At 64.9% G+C, this 21,230-nt stretch carries 24 protein-coding genes; 7 read left to right on the plus strand and 17 right to left on the minus strand.

Translation table 11 applies throughout. From position 1 onward, the window contains the following. Window positions 1-112: 112 nt before the first annotated feature. The 4 genes from ACE3TH_RS00005 to mmsB form a co-directional block, all read right to left on the minus strand. Window positions 113-247: a hypothetical protein gene (locus tag ACE3TH_RS00005; protein ID WP_374596179.1), complete on the minus strand. Its 135-nt coding sequence runs from the start codon at window positions 245-247 to the stop codon at window positions 113-115. Further along, window positions 235-933 carry a class I SAM-dependent methyltransferase gene (locus ACE3TH_RS00010; RefSeq protein ID WP_374596181.1) on the minus strand — a complete coding sequence of 233 codons (699 nt, stop codon included), beginning with the start codon at window positions 931-933 and terminating at the stop codon, window positions 235-237. The genes ACE3TH_RS00005 and ACE3TH_RS00010 overlap by 13 nt, the downstream gene beginning before the upstream one ends. A 41-nt stretch (window positions 934-974) precedes the next feature. Next, window positions 975-2,201, minus strand: a complete 1,227-nt coding sequence (gene hemA, locus ACE3TH_RS00015; protein WP_374596183.1) for a 5-aminolevulinate synthase — start codon at window positions 2,199-2,201, stop codon at window positions 975-977. Between the two features lie 129 nt (window positions 2,202-2,330). After that, window positions 2,331-3,338, minus strand: coding sequence for a 3-hydroxyisobutyrate dehydrogenase (gene mmsB, locus ACE3TH_RS00020; protein ID WP_374597075.1), 1,008 nt, complete (start codon window positions 3,336-3,338; stop codon window positions 2,331-2,333). Between the two features lie 9 nt (window positions 3,339-3,347). Between mmsB and rsmA the strand changes: the two genes are divergently transcribed. Further along, window positions 3,348-4,157, plus strand: a complete 810-nt coding sequence (gene rsmA / locus ACE3TH_RS00025; protein ID WP_374596185.1) for a 16S rRNA (adenine(1518)-N(6)/adenine(1519)-N(6))-dimethyltransferase RsmA — start codon at window positions 3,348-3,350, stop codon at window positions 4,155-4,157. A 208-nt stretch (window positions 4,158-4,365) separates the two neighbouring features. Here the strand turns inward: rsmA and gmk are convergent, their stop codons facing one another. From gmk to ACE3TH_RS00065, 8 genes are all read right to left on the minus strand, one after another. Next, the gene (gmk, locus tag ACE3TH_RS00030) at window positions 4,366-5,007 is read right to left on the minus strand and encodes a guanylate kinase (RefSeq protein WP_374596187.1); all 642 of its coding nucleotides are present in this window, start codon (window positions 5,005-5,007) and stop codon (window positions 4,366-4,368) included. Window positions 5,008-5,064: 57 nt separating this feature from the next. Beyond that, complete coding sequence (mltG, locus tag ACE3TH_RS00035) at window positions 5,065-6,222, minus strand: endolytic transglycosylase MltG (RefSeq protein ID WP_374596189.1); 1,158 nt, start codon at window positions 6,220-6,222, stop codon at window positions 5,065-5,067. Beyond that, window positions 6,223-7,503 (minus strand): beta-ketoacyl-ACP synthase II, encoded by a 1,281-nt coding sequence (fabF, locus tag ACE3TH_RS00040; RefSeq protein WP_374596191.1) that lies wholly within the window; start codon window positions 7,501-7,503, stop codon window positions 6,223-6,225. Window positions 7,504-7,614: 111 nt separating this feature from the next. Continuing rightward, entirely contained in the window at window positions 7,615-7,854 is a 240-nt protein-coding gene (locus tag ACE3TH_RS00045) for an acyl carrier protein (protein ID WP_292169615.1), read from the minus strand. Between the two features lie 156 nt (window positions 7,855-8,010). Beyond that, window positions 8,011-8,751 (minus strand): 3-oxoacyl-[acyl-carrier-protein] reductase, encoded by a 741-nt coding sequence (fabG, locus tag ACE3TH_RS00050; RefSeq protein ID WP_374596193.1) that lies wholly within the window; start codon window positions 8,749-8,751, stop codon window positions 8,011-8,013. 17 nt (window positions 8,752-8,768) lie between these two features. After that, window positions 8,769-9,713 carry an ACP S-malonyltransferase gene (gene fabD, locus ACE3TH_RS00055; protein WP_374596195.1) on the minus strand — a complete coding sequence of 315 codons (945 nt, stop codon included), beginning with the start codon at window positions 9,711-9,713 and terminating at the stop codon, window positions 8,769-8,771. 82 nt (window positions 9,714-9,795) lie between these two features. Next, on the minus strand, window positions 9,796-11,076 hold the full coding sequence (locus ACE3TH_RS00060) for an Nramp family divalent metal transporter (protein ID WP_374596197.1): 1,281 nt from the start codon (window positions 11,074-11,076) through the stop codon (window positions 9,796-9,798). Window positions 11,077-11,103: 27 nt separating this feature from the next. Continuing rightward, window positions 11,104-12,510, minus strand: coding sequence for an FAD-binding oxidoreductase (locus tag ACE3TH_RS00065; RefSeq protein ID WP_374596199.1), 1,407 nt, complete (start codon window positions 12,508-12,510; stop codon window positions 11,104-11,106). Between the two features lie 55 nt (window positions 12,511-12,565). Here ACE3TH_RS00065 and ACE3TH_RS00070 point away from each other — a divergent pair, with 55 nt between their 5' ends. The 3 genes from ACE3TH_RS00070 to ACE3TH_RS00080 all read left to right on the plus strand — a co-directional run bounded on the left by ACE3TH_RS00070 (window position 12,566) and on the right by ACE3TH_RS00080 (window position 14,528). Continuing rightward, a complete protein-coding gene (locus ACE3TH_RS00070; protein ID WP_374596201.1) occupies window positions 12,566-12,976 on the plus strand; it encodes an NUDIX hydrolase in 411 nt (136 codons plus the stop codon). A gap of 91 nt (window positions 12,977-13,067) precedes the next feature. Next, window positions 13,068-14,066, plus strand: a complete 999-nt coding sequence (locus ACE3TH_RS00075) for an SPFH domain-containing protein (protein ID WP_374596203.1) — start codon at window positions 13,068-13,070, stop codon at window positions 14,064-14,066. A 3-nt stretch (window positions 14,067-14,069) separates the two neighbouring features. Further along, window positions 14,070-14,528, plus strand: a complete 459-nt coding sequence (locus ACE3TH_RS00080; RefSeq protein ID WP_374596205.1) for an NfeD family protein — start codon at window positions 14,070-14,072, stop codon at window positions 14,526-14,528. Between the two features lie 3 nt (window positions 14,529-14,531). On the opposite strand, the gene rnhA is transcribed toward ACE3TH_RS00080, so the two are convergent. Next, on the minus strand, window positions 14,532-14,975 hold the full coding sequence (rnhA, locus tag ACE3TH_RS00085; RefSeq protein ID WP_374596207.1) for a ribonuclease HI: 444 nt from the start codon (window positions 14,973-14,975) through the stop codon (window positions 14,532-14,534). A gap of 104 nt (window positions 14,976-15,079) precedes the next feature. Here rnhA and ACE3TH_RS00090 point away from each other — a divergent pair, with 104 nt between their 5' ends. Genes ACE3TH_RS00090 through tatC form a run of 3 tightly spaced genes read left to right on the plus strand, consistent with a single transcriptional unit; the run spans window position 15,080 to window position 16,766 of the window. Next, entirely contained in the window at window positions 15,080-15,301 is a 222-nt protein-coding gene (locus ACE3TH_RS00090) for a twin-arginine translocase TatA/TatE family subunit (RefSeq protein ID WP_292169257.1), read from the plus strand. A gap of 26 nt (window positions 15,302-15,327) precedes the next feature. Continuing rightward, window positions 15,328-15,876, plus strand: coding sequence for a Sec-independent protein translocase protein TatB (gene tatB, locus ACE3TH_RS00095; protein ID WP_374596209.1), 549 nt, complete (start codon window positions 15,328-15,330; stop codon window positions 15,874-15,876). Next, the gene (gene tatC / locus ACE3TH_RS00100) at window positions 15,873-16,766 is read left to right on the plus strand and encodes a twin-arginine translocase subunit TatC (RefSeq protein WP_374596211.1); all 894 of its coding nucleotides are present in this window, start codon (window positions 15,873-15,875) and stop codon (window positions 16,764-16,766) included. Before tatB ends, tatC begins: the two co-directional genes overlap by 4 nt. Here the strand turns inward: tatC and ACE3TH_RS00105 are convergent. From ACE3TH_RS00105 to ACE3TH_RS00120, 4 genes are all read right to left on the minus strand, one after another. Continuing rightward, entirely contained in the window at window positions 16,763-17,935 is a 1,173-nt protein-coding gene (locus ACE3TH_RS00105; protein ID WP_374596213.1) for a carboxynorspermidine decarboxylase, read from the minus strand. The genes tatC and ACE3TH_RS00105 overlap by 4 nt on opposite strands. A 14-nt stretch (window positions 17,936-17,949) precedes the next feature. Further along, window positions 17,950-19,155, minus strand: coding sequence for a saccharopine dehydrogenase C-terminal domain-containing protein (locus tag ACE3TH_RS00110; RefSeq protein ID WP_374596215.1), 1,206 nt, complete (start codon window positions 19,153-19,155; stop codon window positions 17,950-17,952). 198 nt (window positions 19,156-19,353) lie between these two features. Further along, the gene (gene glnA, locus ACE3TH_RS00115) at window positions 19,354-20,763 is read right to left on the minus strand and encodes a type I glutamate--ammonia ligase (protein WP_374596217.1); all 1,410 of its coding nucleotides are present in this window, start codon (window positions 20,761-20,763) and stop codon (window positions 19,354-19,356) included. 77 nt (window positions 20,764-20,840) lie between these two features. After that, on the minus strand, window positions 20,841-21,179 hold the full coding sequence (locus ACE3TH_RS00120; RefSeq protein WP_292169244.1) for a P-II family nitrogen regulator: 339 nt from the start codon (window positions 21,177-21,179) through the stop codon (window positions 20,841-20,843). Window positions 21,180-21,230 lie beyond the last annotated feature (51 nt).

Here is a 21,230-nt window from a genome sequence, read left to right on the forward strand (position 1 = left end):
CCGGCCTCGTTCTCCCGCAGGATCCCGATGATCTGCTCTTCCGTGAATCTCGCTCGTTTCATTCCGTCCGTCCTTTCAAGGGCCGGACTCTAGCTCCACGTGGAGGAAATTCTCAGGGGCACGTCAACGGTCCAATGGCCGTGACCTCCACGCCTGTCGCGACGTGCACCGCGGCACATTTCAGAAAGGCTCCGTTGCGGGTCAGCTCGAGAATGACTTCACCGATATCTTCCGTCATCGGTGCCATGCAGGTGGTGCAATACGCAGAGCGTTGAGGCGCTCCCTAGGCGGGAGATCCTGCGACTGCCGGGCCATGACAAACCAGTTCAGCTCTGGATGTGGCCATGGGCAGGCTGTGATCGCCAGGCCTGCCTCATTGGCCAGCCGGGTGATCCTATCTGGCATGTAAGAAACGCACTCGGGATAAACCCACTCCGCCGTCTCCACATGCGCGCCCCTGTCCTCATACCCCAACAACCAGTTAGCCAGGATGAGTCCCCCCGGTGCCAGAACTCTGGCAAACCCTTCCAATGCCAATCTGGTAGGAATCTCGCCCATGTGGGAGAACACGGACTGAGCTATGATGAAGTCAAAGGCTTCGCCAAACGTATCGGCTCGATAGTTGCGATTGTCATCGAACCGCGGACGCTTGAGTGTGCGGATATCGCTGCCTAGTTCATGTGCGAAGCCTTCTTCGATCAGTCGGGTTTCAGGCTCAATCCCGCAATAGCGATCAGGCATCAAATAGGGGATCACCAACCGGCCCAGACGGAGAGATCCACAGCCAAAATCCAAGACACGATGATGCTCACGTAGACCGAGCATGAAAAGCAGGGCGAATTGCGAGCCCGCCGCGAGGTCGTAGCGAGCAGGCTGACCAACAAACGCGCGATGGTGGGAGTAGGCAGATAGTGGCGGACGCGGACCGGTCATGGACGGAGTCTAGCCGGAGACCGCCCGTTCAGCCAACCGGTTCAGGCGACGGCAGGCAGTCGCACCACGTTGCAGTGGGTCCACAAGGCGTCCATGGCCTTGACCAGATCGTCCATCATCGCATCCGTGTGGTTTGGCGACGGCGTGAAGCGCAGCCTCTCGGTTCCCTTGGGCACGGTCGGATAGTTGATCGGCTGCACATAGACCCCGTACTGCTCCAGTAGCATGTCCGAGATCATCTTGCAGTGGACCGGATTGCCGACATGCACCGGCACAATGTGGCTGACGCTGGGCAGGACGGGAATGCCCGCCGCCGCGAACCGCGCTTTCAGCGTCGCCGCGCGCTCCTGGTGCGCCTCGCGCAGCGCGCCATTGGCCTTCAGATGCCGCACTGATGCCAAAGCTCCAGCCGTCAATGCCGGCGGCAGCGACGTGGTGAAGATGAACCCTGAGGCCCAGCTACGCACGGCATCTACGATGACGGCATCGGCCGCGATGTATCCACCCATGACGCCAATGGCCTTGCCGAGTGTGCATTCGACTATGTCGATGCCGTCCAGCACGCCGTCCCGCTCGGCCACGCCCGCGCCGGTCGCCCCATACAGGCCCACGGCGTGGACCTCGTCCAGGTAGGTCAGGGCATTATACTTTTTCGCTAAGGCGATGGTGCCAGCCAAGTCGGCGATGTCGCCGTCCATGGAATAGACGCTCTCGAAGGCGATCAGCTTGGGCGCATCGATCGGAGCGGCCGCCAGCAAGGCCTCCAGGTGCACCAGATCATTGTGCGCAAAGATGTGCCGCTCGCCGCCACCGTTGCGAATACCTGCAATCATCGAGGCGTGGTTCAGACTGTCGGAAAACGTGATCAGGCCCGGCAGTATCCGCTGCAGCGTCGTCAGCGTCGCCTCATTGGCCACGTAGCCGGAGGTGAACAGCAGCGCCGCCTCCTTCTGGTGCCAGCTGGCTAGCTCGGCCTCCAGATCGACGGCCGAGCGTGTAGTGCCCGAGATATTGCGCGTACCGCCCGCACCGGCACCGACAGCGTCGATCTCGGCCTGCATGGCTCCCAACACCTCGGGGTGCTGCCCCATGCCCAGATAGTCGTTGGAACACCAGACCACGACGTCCTGTTCAGAACCGTCCTCGCGCCGACGCAGGGCCCTGGGGAACTGCCCGCGCACGCGCTTCAGGTCGGCGAAGACGCGATAGCGCCCCTCGCCCTTGACCTGCTCTACCGAGCTCTCGAATGCCGCCTTGTAATCGAACAACCCTGACGCTCGTCTGGTCTTTAATCGGTAAGCGGTATGTGCGCCCACAGGCCATAAAAGTCTATCAACGATCGTTGCTAAATCGTCGCAACCGTTCACTTGATAACGATTATCAGGTAAGTTTTTGCCCTAGGTTTTCGGCAACTCATCCAGCTTGCCACGCAGCATCTGCAGGATGGCCGAGAAGTCGCGACCGCCGTAACCCAGCCCGTCGAACATCTGGAACAGCGCCTCGGTCTGGGCCCCCAGCGGTGTCGAGGCCCCCGACTTGGCCGCTGCGTCCTGGGCCAGCTTCAGGTCCTTCAGCATCATTGCCGTGGCGAAACCGCCGTCGTAGTTCCGGTTCGACGGGGCCGTTGGCACCGGGCCGGGCCAAGGATAATAGGTGGTCGTGGACCAGCTCTGACCCGAGGATTTGGCGACGATGTCGAACATCTTCACCGGGTCCAGCCCCAGCTTTTCCGCCAGGCCAATCGCCTCGCACGTGCCCAGCATGGTGATGCCCAGGATCATGTTGTTGCAGATCTTGGCCGCCTGCCCCGCCCCGTGATCACCGGCGCGGAAGGTCGCTCTGCTCATTGGTTCCAGCGCCGCCTCGATGCGGGCGAAGTCCGCCTCGTCACAGCCGACCATGAATGCCAGAGTGCCCGCGTCCGCCGCCATCGTCCCGCCCGACACCGGCGCATCGGCGAAGCCATAACCCGCCTCCTTGGCCAGAGCCGCGACCTTGCGCGCCGTGTCCACGTCGATGGTTGAACAGTCCAGGAGAATAGCTGAGGTCGGTGCAGCGCCGATGATCTGTTCGGCATAGACCTTCAGCACATGTGGCCCGGCGGGCAGCATGGTGATGACCACGTCCGCGTCTTTGACCGCCTCGGTCACCGACCCCACTGGGGTGCAGCCTGCGGCGGCGGCGCGGTCCAGCGCGGCCTGCGACAGGTCAAAGGCCGCCACGGCGTGACCGGCCTTCGCCTGATTGGCCGCCATGCCGCCGCCCATGTTGCCGAGGCCGATGAAGGCGATCTTGGAGGTTGTCATGGCGTCGTCTCCCGGTTCTTGTTTTGCTGGATGGTTAGCTGCTTGCGCGAGGCGACGCCAGCGCGAGCAGCGCGTTCCAAGCGTAACCGAACCTGTTATGCAGACGCGATGACCGACCTTCCCTCACTGCGCGACAGCCTGCATGCCCACGGCCTGCTGGCAAAGAAAAGTTTTGGCCAGCATTTCCTGCTGGACCTTAATGTGACACGCAAGATCGTGCGGCTGGCCGGCCCATTCGACGGGCGGGCCGTGATCGAGGTGGGTCCGGGTCCGGGCGGGCTGACGCGGGCGCTGCTGGAGAGTGAAGCGGGCTCGGTCGTGCTGGTCGAGAAGGATCCGCGCTTCCTGCCTCTGCTGAGCGAACTGGATGACGGCTCCGGACGATTGAAGATCGTCGAGGGCGATGCGCTGAAGGTGCGCGAGGCCGATCTGGTCGAAGGCCCGACGCATCTGGTGTCCAACCTGCCCTACAATGTCGGCACGCCTCTGCTGATCAAATGGCTGACGGGGCCGTGGACGCCGCATGCCCTGACCCTGATGTTCCAGAAGGAAGTGGCCGAGCGGATCGTGGCCGCGCCGGGCGACGACGCCTATGGCCGTCTGGCCGTCGTCTCCCAGGCCGTGGCCGAGGCGCGGCTGGTCATGCATCTGCCCGCCGCTGCCTTCACGCCGCCGCCCAAGGTGGCCTCGGCTGTCGTGCATCTGACCCCCCGCCCCAACCGGCCCGATGCGGAGACACTGAAGCGGCTGGAACGGGTCACCGCCGCCGCCTTCGGCCAGCGCCGCAAGATGCTGCGCTCCAGCCTGAAACCGCTCGGCGGCGCGGCTTTGTGCGAGGCGGCAGGGATCAGTCCGGAAGACCGGGCCGAGGTCATCGATCTGGCAGGTTTCCTGAGGCTGGCCGCCGCGCTCAAATAGTCTCCAGCAAAAAGGGCCGCCCACGAGGAGCGACCCTTACATTGTCAGCCAGAAACGAGGCTTGTCGTCAGGCGCAAGACCCCGCCAGAGGGGAGGTCAGGCTCAAACGGCTTGCCGCGTGAGGCGTGAGACAATGAGACATTCGACCACCTCCTTTCAATGTTGAACACTGACAGGAATGTAGCGATCGCTCGCCGTCCTTCAAGGTTTAGACGGCCTCGTTCAGCAGCCCGTCGCGATAGGTCTCGACCCACAGATTCCGCGCCCGGCGGCTGCGCTCGGCGTGATAGATGTGGGCCAGCTCGGCATAGGAGCGGTCGAAGTCGTCGTTGACGAAAACGTAGTCAAACTGGTCGCAGTGCTCGATCTCGCCCTTGGCATTGGCGATTCGGCGCTCGATGACCTCATCGGCGTCCTGCGAGCGCGTGACCAGTCGGCGGCGCAGCTCCTCCAGGCTGGGCGGCAGGATGAAGACGCGCACCGCATCCTCGGGGCATTTCTCGGCGATGTCGCGGGCCCCTTGCCAGTCGATGTCGAACAGGACGTCACGCCCCTCCGACAGGGCCTTATCGATGGGCGCGCGGGGGCTGCCGTAACGGGCCCCGTGAACGTCGGCCCATTCCAGAAAGGCGTCGGCGTCGATCAGGCGCTGGAACTCCGGATCGTCGACGAAATGATAGTCGCGGTCCGCGACCTCGCCCGGACGGATGGCGCGGGTGGTCATTGATACCGACAGCTCCAGCCCGCCGTGGTCGGCCATCAGGCGGCGGCACAGCGATGTCTTGCCCGCGCCCGACGGGCTGGCAACGATCAGGAGAACACCCCGGCGGGGCGTGCGTTCATTCGACATTCGAAACCTTGGGGCGGGCGACTCTGCGACTGGGCGCCGTCCTACTCCAGATGCACGTCATTGGACAGGCTGAGGCGCCGTTTGAGGCGTCGGCTGCTGTGGCACGCGGATCACCTGGGCTCCGGGCGGGACCACGACGCCGGGCGGCAGTTCCTGGGCAGGGTCCGTGGCTCCGGCATCGACCGCAGGCACTTCGGGCGGCAGGCCGGCCTTGCGCCGCTCGATCTCGCGCCAGCGGGCGACATTGGCCAGATGCTCCTGATAGGTGCGGGCGAAGGCATGACCACCCGAGCCGTCCGCGACGAAGAACAGGTCCTCGGTCCGCAGAGGGTTCAGAACGGCGGCGATGGAGGCCTCGCCCGGATTGGCGATGGGCGTCGGCGGCAGGCCGTCGATCCGGTAGGTGTTCCAGGGATTGGCCGCTTCCAGCTCGGACTGGCGGATGCCGCGCCCCAGGGGACGGCCCTTGGTGATGCCGTAGATGATGGTCGGATCGCTCTCCAGCCGCATGCCGGCGCGCAGACGGTTGGTGAAGACCCCGGCGACACGAGGGCGCTCGGCGGCAACGGCGGTTTCCTTCTCGACGATGGAGGCCAGGATGATGGCTTCGTCCAGGGTGCGGGCGACCGTCGCGGGGCTGCGCTGGGCCCAGAGGCGGGCGACAGCCTCGTCATGGGCGCGCTGCATGCGGGCGATGACCGACGCCCGGGTCTCCCCACGCGCAACCTCATAGGTTTCGGGCCACAGGGTGCCCTCCTCCGGAACCTCCTCGACCTCGCCGACCAGCACCGGTTCCTTCATCAGGATGTCCACCGCCTGGGCCGAGGACCAGCCTTCGGGCAGCGTCACGAAATGGCGAACGACCTTGCCGTCGACCAGCAGATTGATGACGGCATTCAGCGACGCGCCACTGGGTACCTCATACTCCCCCGCCCGCAGGCGGCGGGCCGAGCCGTTCAGGGCGACGGCGGCCTTGAATAGGTCGGTCGAGCGGATCACCCCTTCGGACTTCAGCTGAGCAGCGATGGCATTGACGCCGGACCCGCTGGACAGGGTCACAATGGTGGTCTCGCCGCTCCGCGCCGATGGACCGGGCGCATACAGCACGGCCCACAGCGCGATCAGGGCCGCAATGACGAAGAAGCCGAACGTGCCGGCCGCCGCCAGCAGGGCGGTCCTGCGCCCCGATCCCCGTTCGACGGACCGCCCGAACACCTAGTCGACCTTCCTGAAGATGACCGAGGCATTGGTGCCGCCAAAGCCGAAGCTGTTGGACATGGCGACATCGATCTTCATCGGCTTGCCCTTGTGCGGAACCAGATCGATCGGCGTTTCCATCTCGGGGTTGTCCAGATTGATGGTCGGTGGCGCGATCTGGTCGCGGATGGCCAACACGCTGAAGATCGATTCGATCGCGCCCGCAGCCCCCAGCAAATGTCCCGTCATGGACTTGGTCGATGACACGGCCAGGTTCTGGGCATGGTCGCCGACCAGCCCCTCGATGGCCTTCAGCTCGATCCAGTCAGCCATGGTCGAGGTGCCATGGGCATTGACGTAGTCCAGGTCCGAAGGCTGCAGCCCGGCCCGCTTCAGCGCCGCCTTCATGGCGCGCAGACCACCCTCGCCGTCTTCTGACGGGGCGGTGATGTGATAGGCGTCGCCGCTCATGCCGTAGCCGACGACCTCGGCATAGATTTTCGCCCCGCGGGCCCTGGCGTGTTCGTATTCTTCCAGGACCATGATCCCGGCCCCCTCGCCCATGACGAAGCCGGCGTGGTCCTTGTCATAGGGGCGGCTGGCCTTTTCGGGCGTGTCGTTGAAGGCGGTGCACAGCGCCTTGCAGGCCAGGAATCCCGCGATGCCGATGGGCACGATCGAACTCTCGGCCCCGCCCGCGACCATGACGTCCGCGTCGTCCAGCGCGATCATCCGGGCCGCGTCGCCGATGGCGTGGGCCCCGGTGGCGCAGGCGGTGACGACGGAGTGATTCGGCCCCTTCAGCCCGTGGCGGATCGAGATCTGGCCGCTGGTCAGATTGATCAGGGCCGAGGGGATGAAGAAGGGACTGACCCGACGCGGCCCCTGTTCCTTCAGGATGATGGCGGTGTCGGCGATGGGGCCCAGACCACCGATGCCGGAACCAACCATGACACCGGTGCGCTCGCGGTCCTCGTCGCTCTCGGGCTTCCAGTTGGCATCGGCCAAAGCTTCGTCGGCGGCGGCGATGGCATAGACGATGAAGTCGTCGACCCGCTTGCGATCCTTGGGCGACATGACCTTTTCGTGGTCAAACACGCCCGGCTGGTCCGGTGCACCGCCGCCGCGCCCATCCACCGTCGGGATCTCGCCCGCGATGGTGCAGCCATAGCCTTCGGTATCGAAGCTGGTGATCGGACCGATGCCCGAGCGCCCTTCCACGATGCCCTTCCAGTTATGCTCCACCCCCCAGCCGAGGGGTGTGAGAAGGCCGAGGCCGGTGACGACGACGCGACGCATGCGTGGCTGCTCCTTACAGAATCCAGGCCGTGAAACAGTAATGGCCGCCGGACGCCCCCGCTAGGGGGACATCGCGGCGGCCATCGATGCCGTGCGAAAAGGTGCTGGCGATCAGCCGGCCAGCTTCTCGTCGATGAACTTCACGGCGTCGCCGACCGTCTGGATGTGCTCGGCGGCGTCGTCCGGGATTTCGATATCGAATTGTTCTTCGAAGGCCATGACCAGTTCGACGTTGTCGAGCGAGTCAGCGCCCAGATCGTCGATGAAGCTGGCCTTTTCGGTGACCTTGTCCGGATCGGCGTCCAGGTGGTCGATGACGATCTTGCGGACGCGTTCCAGGGTGTCGGACATGGGTGTCTCTGCTTTTGGGGCCGCCGGGGCGGCTGTTGTCTCAAATCCTGCCGTAGGACGGCGATGGCGGCGACGCAAGCCTTCAACGAGGGATCGCGCCAACCGGTCTGCGGGGTTTAGCACAGTCGCGACGGGTGAAAATACCCCTCGTCGGCTCTACACCATCGCCATGCCGCCGTTCACATGCAGGGTCTGGCCCGTGACATAGGCGGCTTCATCGGACGACAGATAGACCGCGGCGGCGGCGATCTCGTCGCCGGTGCCCAGGCGGCCGGTGGGGATATTCTTCAGGATGGTCTCGCGCTGCGCATCGTTCAGCACATCGGTCATCGGCGAGGCGATGAAGCCCGGCGCGATGCAGTTGACGGTAATGCCGCGCGACCCGACTTCCTGCGCCAGCGACTTCGAAAAGCCGATCATGCCGGCCTTGGAGGCGGCATAGTTGGTCTGGCCGGGGTTGCCGGTGACGCCGACGACCGAGGTAACGCCGATGATCCGGCCCGAGCGACGCTTCATCATCCCCTTCATGGCGGCGCGCGACAGGCGGAAATAGCTTTCCAGATTGACCTTGATGACGTCGGAGAAATCCTCGTCCTTCATTCGCATCAGCAGGCCGTCCTTGGTGATGCCGGCATTGGCGACCAGGATGTCCAGCGGGCTGCCCGCGGCTTCTTCGGCGCGGGCGATCAGGCCGTCGACGGAGTCAGCGTCCGACAGATTGGCGGCGGCGGCGAACGCACGCTCGCCCAGATCCTTGGCCAGATCCTGCAGCACGGCTTCGCGCGTGCCCGAGAGGACGACGGTGGCACCCTGGGCATGCAGGGCGCGAGCGATGGCCCCGCCGATGCCGCCGGTCGCGCCGGTAACAAGGGCAGTCTTGCCGGTGAGATCAAACATCATCTTTTCCTTATGTCTCAGAGCGACTTCGCGAACGCTTCCAGGTCTTCGGGCGTATTCAAGGCCACGCTCTCCGCATCCGGGGCGATGCGTTTGGCCATTCCGGTCAGGACCTTGCCCGAACCGATCTCGGCGAAGCGGGTGACCCCACCCTCCCCGGCCATCCACTCCATCGACTCGCGCCAGCGGACGCGGCCTGTGACCTGTTCGACCAGCAGGCGGCGAATGACCTCCGGGTCGGTTTCCGGGCGGGCGGTGACGTTGGCGACCACGGCGACCGACGGGGCGACGATCTTGGCGTCGCTCAGCGCCTCGGCCATTTCGTCGGCTGCGGGCTGCATCAGCGGGCAGTGGAAGGGGGCCGAGACGTTCAGCGGAATGGCGCGGGCACCCAGTTCCTTGGCCCTTTCGATGGCGCGGTCGACGGCGGCCTTGTCGCCGGAGATGACGATATTGCCGGCGTTGTTGTCATTGGCGACGACGCAGATGCCGACCTCCGAGCCCGCAGCGGCGGCCGCCTCGGCCATAGCCAGATCGGTCTTGGGCCCGATCAGCGAGGCCATGGCCCCCTGCCCCACCGGCACGGCGCGCTGCATGGCCTGACCGCGCAGTTTCAGCAAACGAGCGGTATCGGCCAGGGTCAAGGCCCCGGCGGCGCACAGGGCCGAATACTCACCCAGTGAATGCCCGGCGACGAAGGCGGCGCGGGTGACATCCACGCCGAACTCGACCTTCAGCACGCGGGCGGCGGCCAGGGAGACGGCCATCAGGGCGGGCTGGGCATTTTCGGTCAGGGTCAGATGATCTTCCGGCCCCTCGCGCATCAGGACCGACAGCTTCTGGCCCAGGGCGTCATCGACCTCGGCATAGACCTCGCGCGCGCTGGCAAAGGCGTCTGCCAGAGACGCGCCCATGCCGACCGACTGGCTGCCTTGTCCGGGAAACAGGAGGGCGAGGGTCATGGATTGATCCGTAGTCCGTTGATTCAACGCCGCACGGGTTAGGCGAAAGGTGTCGCAGCGGCAAGCCGGGCCGCAAGAGCCGCTACTGGAACAACCCGATCAACTCCCGCCCCGCCAGGACGGCAAAGAGAACCGTTGCCCCGGTCAGCATCAGGTTCGATAGCCGGCCATTGCGCCATTCCCTCGGCACGCGATCGCTGTTCAGCAGCCACAACAGAGTCCCGGCGAGGAACGGCATGAAGACGCTGCCCAGCACCCCATAGGCCACGATCAGACCGAAAGGGCGATCCATGAACAGCAGGGCGATGGGCGGGATCGTCAGCCACAGGGCGTAGCCCCGGAAGGCCCGACTGCGCTCACCCCGAACAGCATCGTCTCCAGCCCGACCCCGGACGTGGGCGATGAAGTCGGCGAACATCAGGCTGACGCCCTGCCAGACACCCAGCAGACTGGAGAAGCTGGTCGCCCAGAAGCCGATCAGGAACAGGATCGAGATCGGTCGCCCGAACCGGTCGCGCAGCACCTGATCCAGATCCAGCAGGCCACGCTCGCCGCCCTGCAGCGCTATGCCCGCGCTGAACAGCAGTTCGGCCCCTACGATCAGCATGGCCACGACGAAGACGCCGGTGACGACATAACCGACGCGATTGTCCAGCCGCATAACCCGCATCCAGCCCGGCCCCTTCCAGCCTTTGGCATTCAGCCAGTAGCCATAGGCCGCCATGGTGATGGTGCCGCCGACCCCGCCGATCAGGCCAAGCGTATAGAAGGCCGAACCCGGCGGCAGGCTGGGCCACAGGCCGGTGGCGAGCGCGGGCAGGTCCGGCGCGACGATGACCGCCAGGCCGATGACGGTGACGAACATCACCCCGACGCAGGCGGTCATGACCTTTTCAAAAAGGCCGTAGTGGCCGAACCACACGAAGGCCAGGCCCGCCAGTCCGCTAATGATTCCCCATGCCTTGAGGTCGAGGACCGGAAACAGGGCCGCCAGCGGCAGGGCCGTCGCGGTCATGGCCGCCGCACCATAGACGAAGCCCCAGATGACGACATAGACGCCGAAATAGACGCCCGCCCAGTTCAGGGCGCCACCCAGACCACCCACCCGAAACGCGCCGCCCAGGCTGGTCCAGCCGTCAAAGATCGTGCGCTCGCCCGCCAGGGTCCAGCGCCCGACCGCCTCGGCCAGGGCGATCTTCAGCACAGTCCCCACGATCGCCGCCCACAGCAGGGCATAGCCGAGGCGTGATCCTGCGATCAGGGTGGCGACCAGATCGCCCGCCCCCACGCCTGTCGCGGCCACGACAATGCCGGGCCCGATCAGGGTCCAGCGGTTGCGGATGGGCGTCTCAAAGGTGCTCATGCCCCGACGCTAGTGCGCTTCGCCCGGCTAGAACAGCACCGCCGGGTTCATGATCCGCTGCGGGTCAATGGCCGCGCGGATGGCCTTCATGGTGCGGATCTCCAGCGGCGACTTGTAGCGCCGAGCCTCGTCCGTCTTCAGACGACCCAGACCGTGCTCGGCCGAGATGGAGCCGTCGTAGCGGGCGACGATGTCATGGACGATGCGCGACCCTTCCTCCCACCGCGCCAGGAAGGCCGAAAGATCGGCCCCCGGCCGGCACAGCACGTCGTAATGCATATTCCCATCGCCGACGTGGCCGAAGGCGCTGACCCGCGCGCCCGGATAAAAGCGCTCCACTGCCGCCGTCGCCTCATCGAGGAAGTCGGCGATACGCGAGACTGGGACGGAGACGTCGTGTTTCCAGCCGCCCCCCTCAGGCTTCTGGGCGGCGGACTGCTCCTCGCGCATCTTCCAGAAGGCTGCCCGCTGGGCATCGTTCTGGGCGATGGCAGCATCGGTGATCAGCCCGGTCTCGAAGGCCGCGCTCAGCAGCCGCTCCATCCCCGCCTCGGCCCCACCCGGCTCTCCGGACACCAGTTCGATCAGGACATACCAAGGCGCGCTGCTGTCCAGCGGTTCGCGCGTATCGGGGATGTGCCTGAGGGCAAACTCGACCCCTAGCCGCTTCATAAGCTCGAAGGCCTCGACCCCGCCACCCGTCTCCGATTTGGCCTTGGCCAGAAGGTCGATGGCGGCGTGCGGACTATCCAGACCCACCACGGCAGTCGCCCGGCTGCGCATGATCGGAAACAGCTTCAGCGTGGCAGCCGTGACGACACCCAGCGTGCCCTCCGCTCCGATCAGCAGTTGTTTCAGGTCATAGCCGGTGTTGTCCTTGCGCAGCCGTTTCAGGCCGTGGAACACCTCGCCGTCGGGCATGACCGCCTCGATGCCCAGCACCAGATCGCGCATGACGCCATAGCGGATCACGGCCGTGCCCCCCGCATTGGTCGAGATGACGCCGCCGATGGTCGCCGTGCCCTCAGCCGCCAGACTGAGCGGGAACATCCGGTTGGCGACAGCGGCGGCCTGCTGCGCCTCCAGCAGGGTCACCCCCGCCTCGACCGTCATGGCGTCGTCCAGCGGGGTGACATCGCGGATGGCCCGAAGCTTGCGCGTGGACAGCAACACCTCGCCGTGAGGAATCTGGCCCCCGACCAGACCGGTATCCCCGCCCTGGGGCACGATGGCTATGCGATGCTCGGCGCAAATTCGGACGGTCCGGGCGACCTCCTCCGTCGAGCGTGGGGTCAGCATCAGTGGGGTATTGCCCTGCCAGCGATTGCGCCATTCCGTCAGCCAGGGCGCGATGTCGGCCGGATCGTCTGTCCAGCCGCCGGGACCGAGGGCGGATTTCAGGGCGGTGAGGGCTTCGGGTGACGGGGAGGTCATGCGTCAGTTGTGTCAAAGTCATGGGCAGGGCGGAAGGGCAAAGCTAGGTTGAGGCATGACATCGGCCATTTCATCACCCATCCCTGCCGTCGGCGTCGTTTGCTTGCGCGGTGCCGAGGTCCTGCTCATCCGACGTGGCAAGCCGCCGCGGGTGGGCGAATGGAGCCTGCCGGGCGGGCGGATCGAGCCGGGCGAACGGGCCACGGACGCCGCCTTGCGTGAACTGGCCGAGGAAACCGGTGTCACGGCGCGGATCACTGGCCTGATCGACGTCGTGGACGGAATCTTCGCCGAGGCGGGGTTGCACTATATCCTGATCGACTATGCGGCCGAATGGGTGTCTGGGGAGCCCATCGCCGGCGACGATGCTCTGGAGGCGCGGTTCGTACCGCTGGATCAGGTCGAGGCTCTGATCGAATGGGCCGAGACGCGGCGCATCATCGCCCTGGCCGCCTCTCAACGGTAAAGATTACGCCATTGTCATCTTCGGCGTGTCCGGTTTCGCTGACGTTGGGCGAGCGGTGGTGCTAGGCTGAGCGCACAAGGGGAGGCTGTTGATGCTGTATTTCGCTATTTTCCTGGTCGTACTGGCCTTTGTGCTGCTGTTCAGCGTGGTCAAGATCGTGCCCCAGGGGCGCGAGTTCACCATCGAGCGGTTCGGCAAATATACCCGCACCCTGACCCCCGGCATCAGCCTGCTGACCCCCTTCGTGGAGCGGGTCGGGCGGCGCATGAACATGATGGAACAAGTCCTTGATGTTCCCCAGCAAGAGGTCATCACCAAGGATAATGCCATGGTCAAGGTGGACGCCATCGTCTTCATCCAGGTGATGGAGGCGTCGGCCGCGGCCTACCGGGTCGAGAACCTGCCCTATGCCATCACCCAGCTGTGCTCGACCAACCTGCGGACCGTGGTCGGGTCGATGGAGCTGGACGAGGTGCTGTTCCAGCGCGACAGCATCAACTCGCGCCTGCTGACCGTCATCGACGCCGCGACGGAGCCCTGGGGCGTCAAGGTCAACCGGATCGAGATCAAGGACCTGACCCCGCCAGTCGACATCACCAATGCCATGGCCCGTCAGATGAAGGCCGAGCGCGAACGCCGCGCCGTCATCACCGAGGCCGACGGCGAGAAACAGGCCGCCATCGCCCGCGCCGAGGGGGCCAAGCAGGCCGCCATCCTGGAGGCCGAGGGTCGCCGAGAAGCCGCCTTCCGCGACGCCGAGGCCCGCGAGCGCGAAGCCGAGGCCGAGGCCAAGGCGACCGCCATGGTGTCGGAAGCCATCGCGCGCGGTGACGTCAACGCCATCAACTACTTCGTCGCCCAGAAGTATGTGGAGGCCTTCGCCGAACTGGCCCGCAACCCGACGCAGAAGACGGTCATCGTCCCCGCCGAAATGTCCGGCCTGGTCGGCACCATCGCTGGCCTGGGCGAACTGGTCAGCCTCGCCAAGGATCAGCAGCAGTCTCGCAGCGACAGTCGCACCGCCGCACCGGTCCGCACCACGCCCCCTGCCCCGCCGCGTCCGCGCGGCTCTGTCCCGCCCACGGAGTAGGTCATGGACACCGTCGTCGATTTCTATGTCGCCAGCCCTTTCTGGATCTGGCTCGCGCTTGGCGTCATCCTGCTGGCGGTCGAGGCGGCCTTCTCGACCGAATGGCTGCTGTGGCCGGCGGTGTCGGCCGGCGTCGTTGCCGTGCTGACCGCCGTCGGCGTGCGGCTGGGCTTCGGGATAGAAATCCTGATCTTCGCCGTCCTGACCATCGCCTTCACCCTGCTGTCCCGTCGTCTGATTACTCGCGTCAATCCGACCGACACGCCCGACATCAACGCCCGCGACAGTCGCCTGATAGGCCAGAGGGCCCAGGTCATCGAGGGCTTCGTCGACGGTCGCGGGCGGGTGTTCGTCTCCGGAGCGGAATGGCCGGCGGACCTTGAAGGCGCGGCACCTAGCGTGGGCACCAGCGTGATCGTGGAAGGGGTCAATGGCCCTCGACTGACGGTGCGATCCATCTAGAGGCTACGTCCCTCGCATATCCTCGATGCCGCGATTCGCTAGCTGGTCGGCGCGTTCGTTCAGCTCGTGCCCGGCGTGGCCCTTGACCCAGTGCCATTTGACCTCGTGCCGGGCGCGCGCCGCGTCGAGACGTTTCCACAGGTCGTCGTTCTTGACCGGCTTCTTCTCGGCCGTCTTCCAGCCTCGGGCCTTCCACGGGCCGATCCATTTGGTGATGCCGTCCATAACATAGCGGCTGTCTGTATGCAGATCGACGCGACACGGCCGGGTCAGGGCCTCCAGCGCGCTGATCGCCGCCATCAACTCCATCCGGTTGTTGGTGGTCAGCGCCTCCCCGCCCCACAGCTCCTTTTCGTGCCCACCGCCCGTCTGCAAGATTGCGCCCCAGCCTCCGGGGCCGGGATTGCCCTTGCAGGCACCGTCGGTGTGGATGATCACGTGACTCATTCGCGCGTCCTAACAGGTTCGCTTGGCGTCGCGCCACTGAAGCGCCTATATGCGGGTCAAGATTCAGACGGGGCGCAGCGTCGCCCGACCGAGGAGAGAGTTCCGTGGGTTCATTCAGCATCTGGCACTGGGCCATCGTCGCCATCGTGGTCCTCCTGCTGTTCGGCGGACGTGGCAAGCTGTCCGCCATGATGGGCGACGCCGCCAAGGGCGTGAAAGCCTTCCGCGATGGCCTGAAAGACACCGACGAGACCAAGTCGTCGGACCAGCAGCGCGCGGGTGCCCTGCCCCGCACCGACGCCGAAAAAGAAGACCTGAAGCAATAGCCGCATCCGGCTGAGGAAACTGACGGATGGGTGGTCTGGGCCCCGGTATCGGGGGGTTCGAGTATTTGGTGATCGCAATCGTGGCCCTCGTTGTTGTAGGGCCCGAGCGGCTGCCGGTGCTCCTGCGCAAGCTGGGTAAACTGGTCGCCAAGGCGCGCGGCATGGCCAACGAATTCCGCAACAGCTTCGAGGACATGGCCCGTCAGTCCGAGCTGGATGAGCTTCGCAAGGAGGTCGAGGCCCTGCGCACCGGCGGAACCATGCACGCCCTCGGTGCCGATGCCGACGCGGCCTTCAAGGACATCCGCGCCGATCTGAACAAGCCGCTGGAGCCCGCGCCCGAACCCGCCGCCATGCTCGCTGCGCCAGATGAATGGCCGGACAGTCCGCCAGTCATGGCTCCCTTGGACACACCGCCTATGGAAGCCGAGCCACAGCCCGTCGCCGCCAAACCCCGCGCCCGCAAGACGTCGGCCAAGCCCAAGGCAGCGGCCAGGCCAAAAGCGACGACCACGAACCGCAAGCCCACCGCCGCCAAACCCCGCACGCCCCGCGCCAGCAAGGTGGACCTGTGAACCGGGCCGAGGCCGACGAGGCCGAGATCGAGGCGTCGCGCGCGCCCCTGATGCAGCATCTGATCGAGCTGCGCGGGCGGCTGATCGTCTGCGTCGTGGCCTTCATCCTGGCCTTCTTCGTCTGCTTCTTCTTCGCGGCCGACATCCAGATCTGGCTCATCAAGCCGTTCCAGGCCGCCTATGCCCTGCACGCCACGGCCCAGGCCGAGGGCGGGCACGGGTCAAATCCGTTCGAGCTGATCGCCGTCACCCTGGGCCTGCACCCCCTGCCCGCCGGGGCACCGACCGATCTGGTGCTCCAGGCCACCGGGCCTTTGGAACAGCTGTTCACCAAGATGAAGGTCGCCGGGTTCGGGGCCGTGGTCCTGGCCTTCCCCGTCCTGGCCTGGCAGCTCTACAAATTCGTGGCCCCGGGCCTGTACCGCAACGAAAAGGGTGCCTTCCTGCCCTTCCTTTTCATCGCGCCGATCCTGTTCGTGATTGGCGGGGCGCTGGTCTATTTCGTCATGCTGCCCTTCGTCATGTGGTTCTCGCTGAGCCAGCAGATTGTGACCGAAGGCATCTCGGTTCAGCTGAACACCAAGATTTCCGAATACCTCAGCCTGGTGACCTCGTTGATGCTCGCCTTCGGCCTTTGCTTCCAGTTGCCGGTCGTGACGACCCTGCTGGGTATGGCCGGTATCATCAGCTCGAAGCTGATGAGCGAAGGCCGTCGCTATGCTATCGTGGCCGTCGTCGTCGTCGCCGCCGTCGTGACCCCGCCCGACCCCATCAGCCAGCTGATGCTGGCCGCGCCCCTGGTCCTGCTCTACGAAATCTCGATCTGGTGCGTCCGGCTGATCGAGCTTCGCCGCAAGAAGGCGGATGAGGCCGAGGGGCTGACGGTCTAGGACAGCCGATCGCGGAAGGTGGTCCAGTCGAAAGACTTCACGACCCGCAGATCGTCGGTGTCGCTGTTCCACAACACGATGTCCGGCAAAGCGACGCCATTGAAGGTGGTCGTCTTCACCATCGAATAGTGGGCCTGATCCAGGAAGGCGATGCGGGTGCCAGACATCGGCCGTTCGGCGAATACATAGTCGCCGATGGTGTCGCCGGCCAGGCAGGACGGGCCGCCCAGGCGGACGGTGACGCCGGCTTCCGGTTCACGCAGCATGGCCGGGCGATAGGGAGCCTCGATTACATCGGGCATGTGGCAGGTGGCCGAGATATCCATGATGGCGATGGGCATGCCGTTGTCGAAGGTGTCCAGCACCTCTCCGATCAGAATGCCGGCATCCAGGGCCACGGCCTCGCCCGGCTCCAGATAGACCTGGACGCCGTGACGCCGGGCGATGTCGCGCAGGAAATCGACCAGCTGGTCGGTCTGGTAATCGGCACGGGTCACGTGATGGCCGCCACCGAGGTTGAGCCATTTCACACCAGCCATCATGGGAGCAAGCTTCGGTTCCACGGCGGCCCAGATGCGGGCCAGGGGCTCGAAATCCTGCTCACACAGGGCATGGATGTGCAGGCCGTCGACGCCCTGCATATGCTCGGGCTTCAGCTGCGACACCGGAAACCCGAGACGCGAACAGGGCTGGGCCGGGTCATACTTGGCCACCTCCCCTTCCGAATGTTCGGGGTTCAGGCGCAGGCCGATCTCGAACACCTGGCCCTCGGCGCGGGCGGCCGCGATCAGATCGGCAAAACGCGCGATCTGCTGCGGATTGTTGAAGATGACGTGGTCCGACAGACGCAGGATTTCGGGCAGGTCCTGCGCCGTATAGGCGGGCGAATAGGTGGTCAGCTCGCCCTTGTAGAACTGCCGCGCCAGGCGCGCTTCCCACAGGCCCGACGCACAGACGCCGTCCAGATACTCGCCCACGACATCGGCAAGCGACCACATGGAAAACGCCTTGAGCGCCAGCAGCACCCGGGCGTCGGCCCGGTCGCGCATATCCTTCAGCACCGCCAGATTGCGCCGCACCGCCATCTCGTCGACCACGAAGGCGGGCGAGGCGACGCGATTCAGGTCGAAGCGGGCAAACGCCCCCGGATCACCGGCTCGGGTTTCCATGCGTCAGGCCGCGATCAGAACGGCAGAGGAGCGTCCAGCTCCTCGACCGTCCAGGGCAGGCCATGCTTGTTCAGCATGTCCATGAAGGGATCGGGATCCAGCTGCTCGATGTTGAACACCCCTTCGCCCCTCCACTGGCCGGTCAGCATCAGGGCCGCGCCGATCATGGCGGGAACGCCGGTCGTGTAGCTGACGGCCTGGTTGCCGGTTTCGGCATAGGCTTCCTGGTGATCGCAGATGTTCTTCACATAGACGGTCTTCTGCACGCCGTCCTTTTCGCCGGTGGCGATGGTGCCGATGTTGGTCTTGCCCTTGGTGATGGGTCCCAGCGACGAAGGCTCGGGCAGCAGGGCCTTCAGGAATTCGATCGGGATGATCTCGCGGCCCTGGAACATCATCGGCTCGATCGAGGTCATGCCGATGTTTTCCAGCACCTCGAGGTGCTTCAGATAGCTGTCGCCGAAGGTCATCCAGAAGCGGATGCGCTTGATCTCCGGATAGAATTTCGCCAGCGATTCCAGTTCCTCATGATACATGAGGTACATGTTCTTGGGGCCCACACCCTCGAAGTCGAAGGTCTGTTTGTGGCTGAGCGCCGGGCCCTCGACCCACTGGCCGTTTTCCCAGTGACGCGAGTTGGCGGTCACTTCGCGCAGGTTGATCTCGGGATTGAAATTGGTCGCGAACGGCAGGCCGGTGTCGCCGCCGTTGCAGTCCAGGATGTCGAGCGTGTCGATCCGGTCCAGCAGATGCTTCTTGGTATAGGTGGCGAACACCGACGTAACGCCGGGGTCGAAGCCGCTGCCCAGCAAGGCCATCAGACCGGCCTCCTTGAAGCGATCCTGATAGGCCCACTGCCACTTGTATTCGAACTTGGCCTCGTCACGGGGTTCGTAGTTGGCGGTGTCGAGGTAGTGCACGCCGGCGGCCAGGCAGGCGTCCATGATGGCCAGGTCTTGGTACGGCAGGGCCAGGTTGACGACCAGCGCCGGCTCAACCTGCTTGATCAGGGCCGTGGTCGCCGCGACGTCATCGGCATCGAGCGCGGCGGTATCGATATCGACGCCAAAGCGCGCCTTCACGGATTCGGCAATGGCGTCGCATTTGGACTTGGTCCGGCTGGCCAGGGTGATGTGCGAGAAGATGTCGGTATTCATCGCCATCTTGTGGACCGCGACGGAACTGACGCCGCCCGCACCGATAACCAGCACCTTGCTCATTCAAGCACTCCTTAGGCTCAACAGATCGTAGGCCGGACCGGGGTCCGACGATTGGGGGCGGCTCTTATCACGCGGCGCCCCGCTTCGCTAACCCGATGCCCCAGGAATGTGACGGCATGACCCGCGACAGGTGGTCCGGACACGAAAAACCCCGGACGGCGGACCGTCCGGGGCGCTTTCGTCAGGCTGACCAGCCGATCAGCAGCTGTAGTACATGTCGAACTCGACCGGGTGCGGATGCAGTTGCAGACGCATGACCTCTTCCATCTTCAGCTCGATGTAGCTGTCGATGAAGTCGTCATCCATGACGCCGCCCTTCTTGAGGAAGGCGCGATCCTTGTCGAGGCTCTCGAGGGCCTCACGCAGCGAGCCGCAGACCTCGGGGATGTTGCCGCGCTCTTCCGGCGGCAGGTCGTACAGGTTCTTGTCGGCCGGTGCGCCCGGATCGATGCGGTTCTCGATCCCGTCCAGACCCGCCATCAGCAGGGCGACGAAGGTCAGATAGGGGTTGCCCATCGGATCAGGGAAGCGGGCTTCGATACGCTTGGCCTTGGGCGAATTGACCCACGGAATACGGATCGAGGCCGAGCGGTTGCGGGCCGAATAGGCCAGCTTCACCGGGGCTTCATAGCCGGGGACAAGACGCTTGTAGGAGTTGGTCGTCGAGTTGGCGAAGGCGTTGATGGCCTTGGCGTGCTTGATGATGCCGCCGATGTACCACAGACACATATCCGACAGACCGGCGTATTTGTCTCCGGCGAACAGCGGCTTGCCGTCCTTCCAGATCGACTGGTGCACGTGCATGCCACTGCCGTTGTCGCCAAAGGTCGGCTTGGCCATGAAGGTGGCGGACTTGCCGTAGGCAGCGGCGACGTTGTGGATCACGTATTTGTAGAGCTGCAGCCGGTCGGCCATGGTCAGCAGGTCGCTAAACTTCAGACCCAGCTCATGCTGAGCCGGGGCGACCTCGTGGTGGTGCTTTTCGGGTTGCATCCCCAGGTCGCGCATGACCCCCAGCATCTCGCCGCGCAGGTCCTGGGCGCTGTCGGTCGGGTTGACGGGGAAGTAGCCACCCTTGGGTCCCGGGCGATGGCCCATGTTTCCTTCCGAATACTCCGCACCCGTATTGGCCGGCAGTTCGATGGAGTCGTAGGTGTAGCCGGTGTCGTGCGGCTGGGTGCTCCAGCGCACGTCGTCGAAGATGAAGAACTCGGCTTCCGGTCCGAAGAAGACGGTGTCGCCCACGCCCGCCGACTGGACATAGGCCAGGGCCTTCTTGGCCATGGAGCGGCTGTCGCGGTTATAGGGCTCGCCCGTGTCGGGGTTCAGCACGTCGCAGAACAGGAACAGGGTCTTCTGCTGATAGAAGGGGTCGATCCAGGACGAAGACAGGTCGGGCTTCAGCAGCATGTCGCTCTCGTTGATCGCCTTCCAGCCCGCGATCGACGAGCCGTCGAACATGGTCCCTTCTTCCAGGAAGTCCTCGTCGACCAGGTCGATGTCGAAGGTGACGTGCTGCATGCGCCCCTTGGTGTCGGTGAAACGGAGGTCGACGTATTCGACGTCACCCTCCTTTATCTCCTTGAGGATCTTGGCTGCGGCGCTCATTTTGAAGGTCCTTCGGTCTTGTCGGGGAGGAGAAAGACGACCCCGCCCGAAAGCGTGGCCGGGTGGATGTCGGTCGGTCAGACGGCCTGTGCGCCCGTCTCTCCGGTTCGGATGCGGATGACGTCCAGCACGTCCGATACGAAGATCTTGCCGTCGCCGATCTTGCCCGTGCGGGCCGCCGTCTGGATGGCCTCGACGACCGAAGACACCATGTCGTCGGGAACCACCACCTCGATCTTGATCTTGGGCAGGAAGTCGATGACGTATTCGGCCCCGCGATACAGTTCCGAATGCCCTTTCTGGCGGCCATATCCCTTGGCCTCCAGAACGGTCATGCCCTGCACGCCGGCGTCCTGGAGCGCTTCCTTCACCTCGTCCAGCTTGAACGGCTTGATGACGGCTTCGATCTTCTTCATGGGCAACCCCGCGCGGGCTTGGAATGGCTATCCGCTCGGGGGGTAAAGGGA

Origin of the sequence: Brevundimonas sp., from assembly GCF_041919755.1 — a bacterium.
Taxonomy (GTDB): domain Bacteria; phylum Pseudomonadota; class Alphaproteobacteria; order Caulobacterales; family Caulobacteraceae; genus Brevundimonas.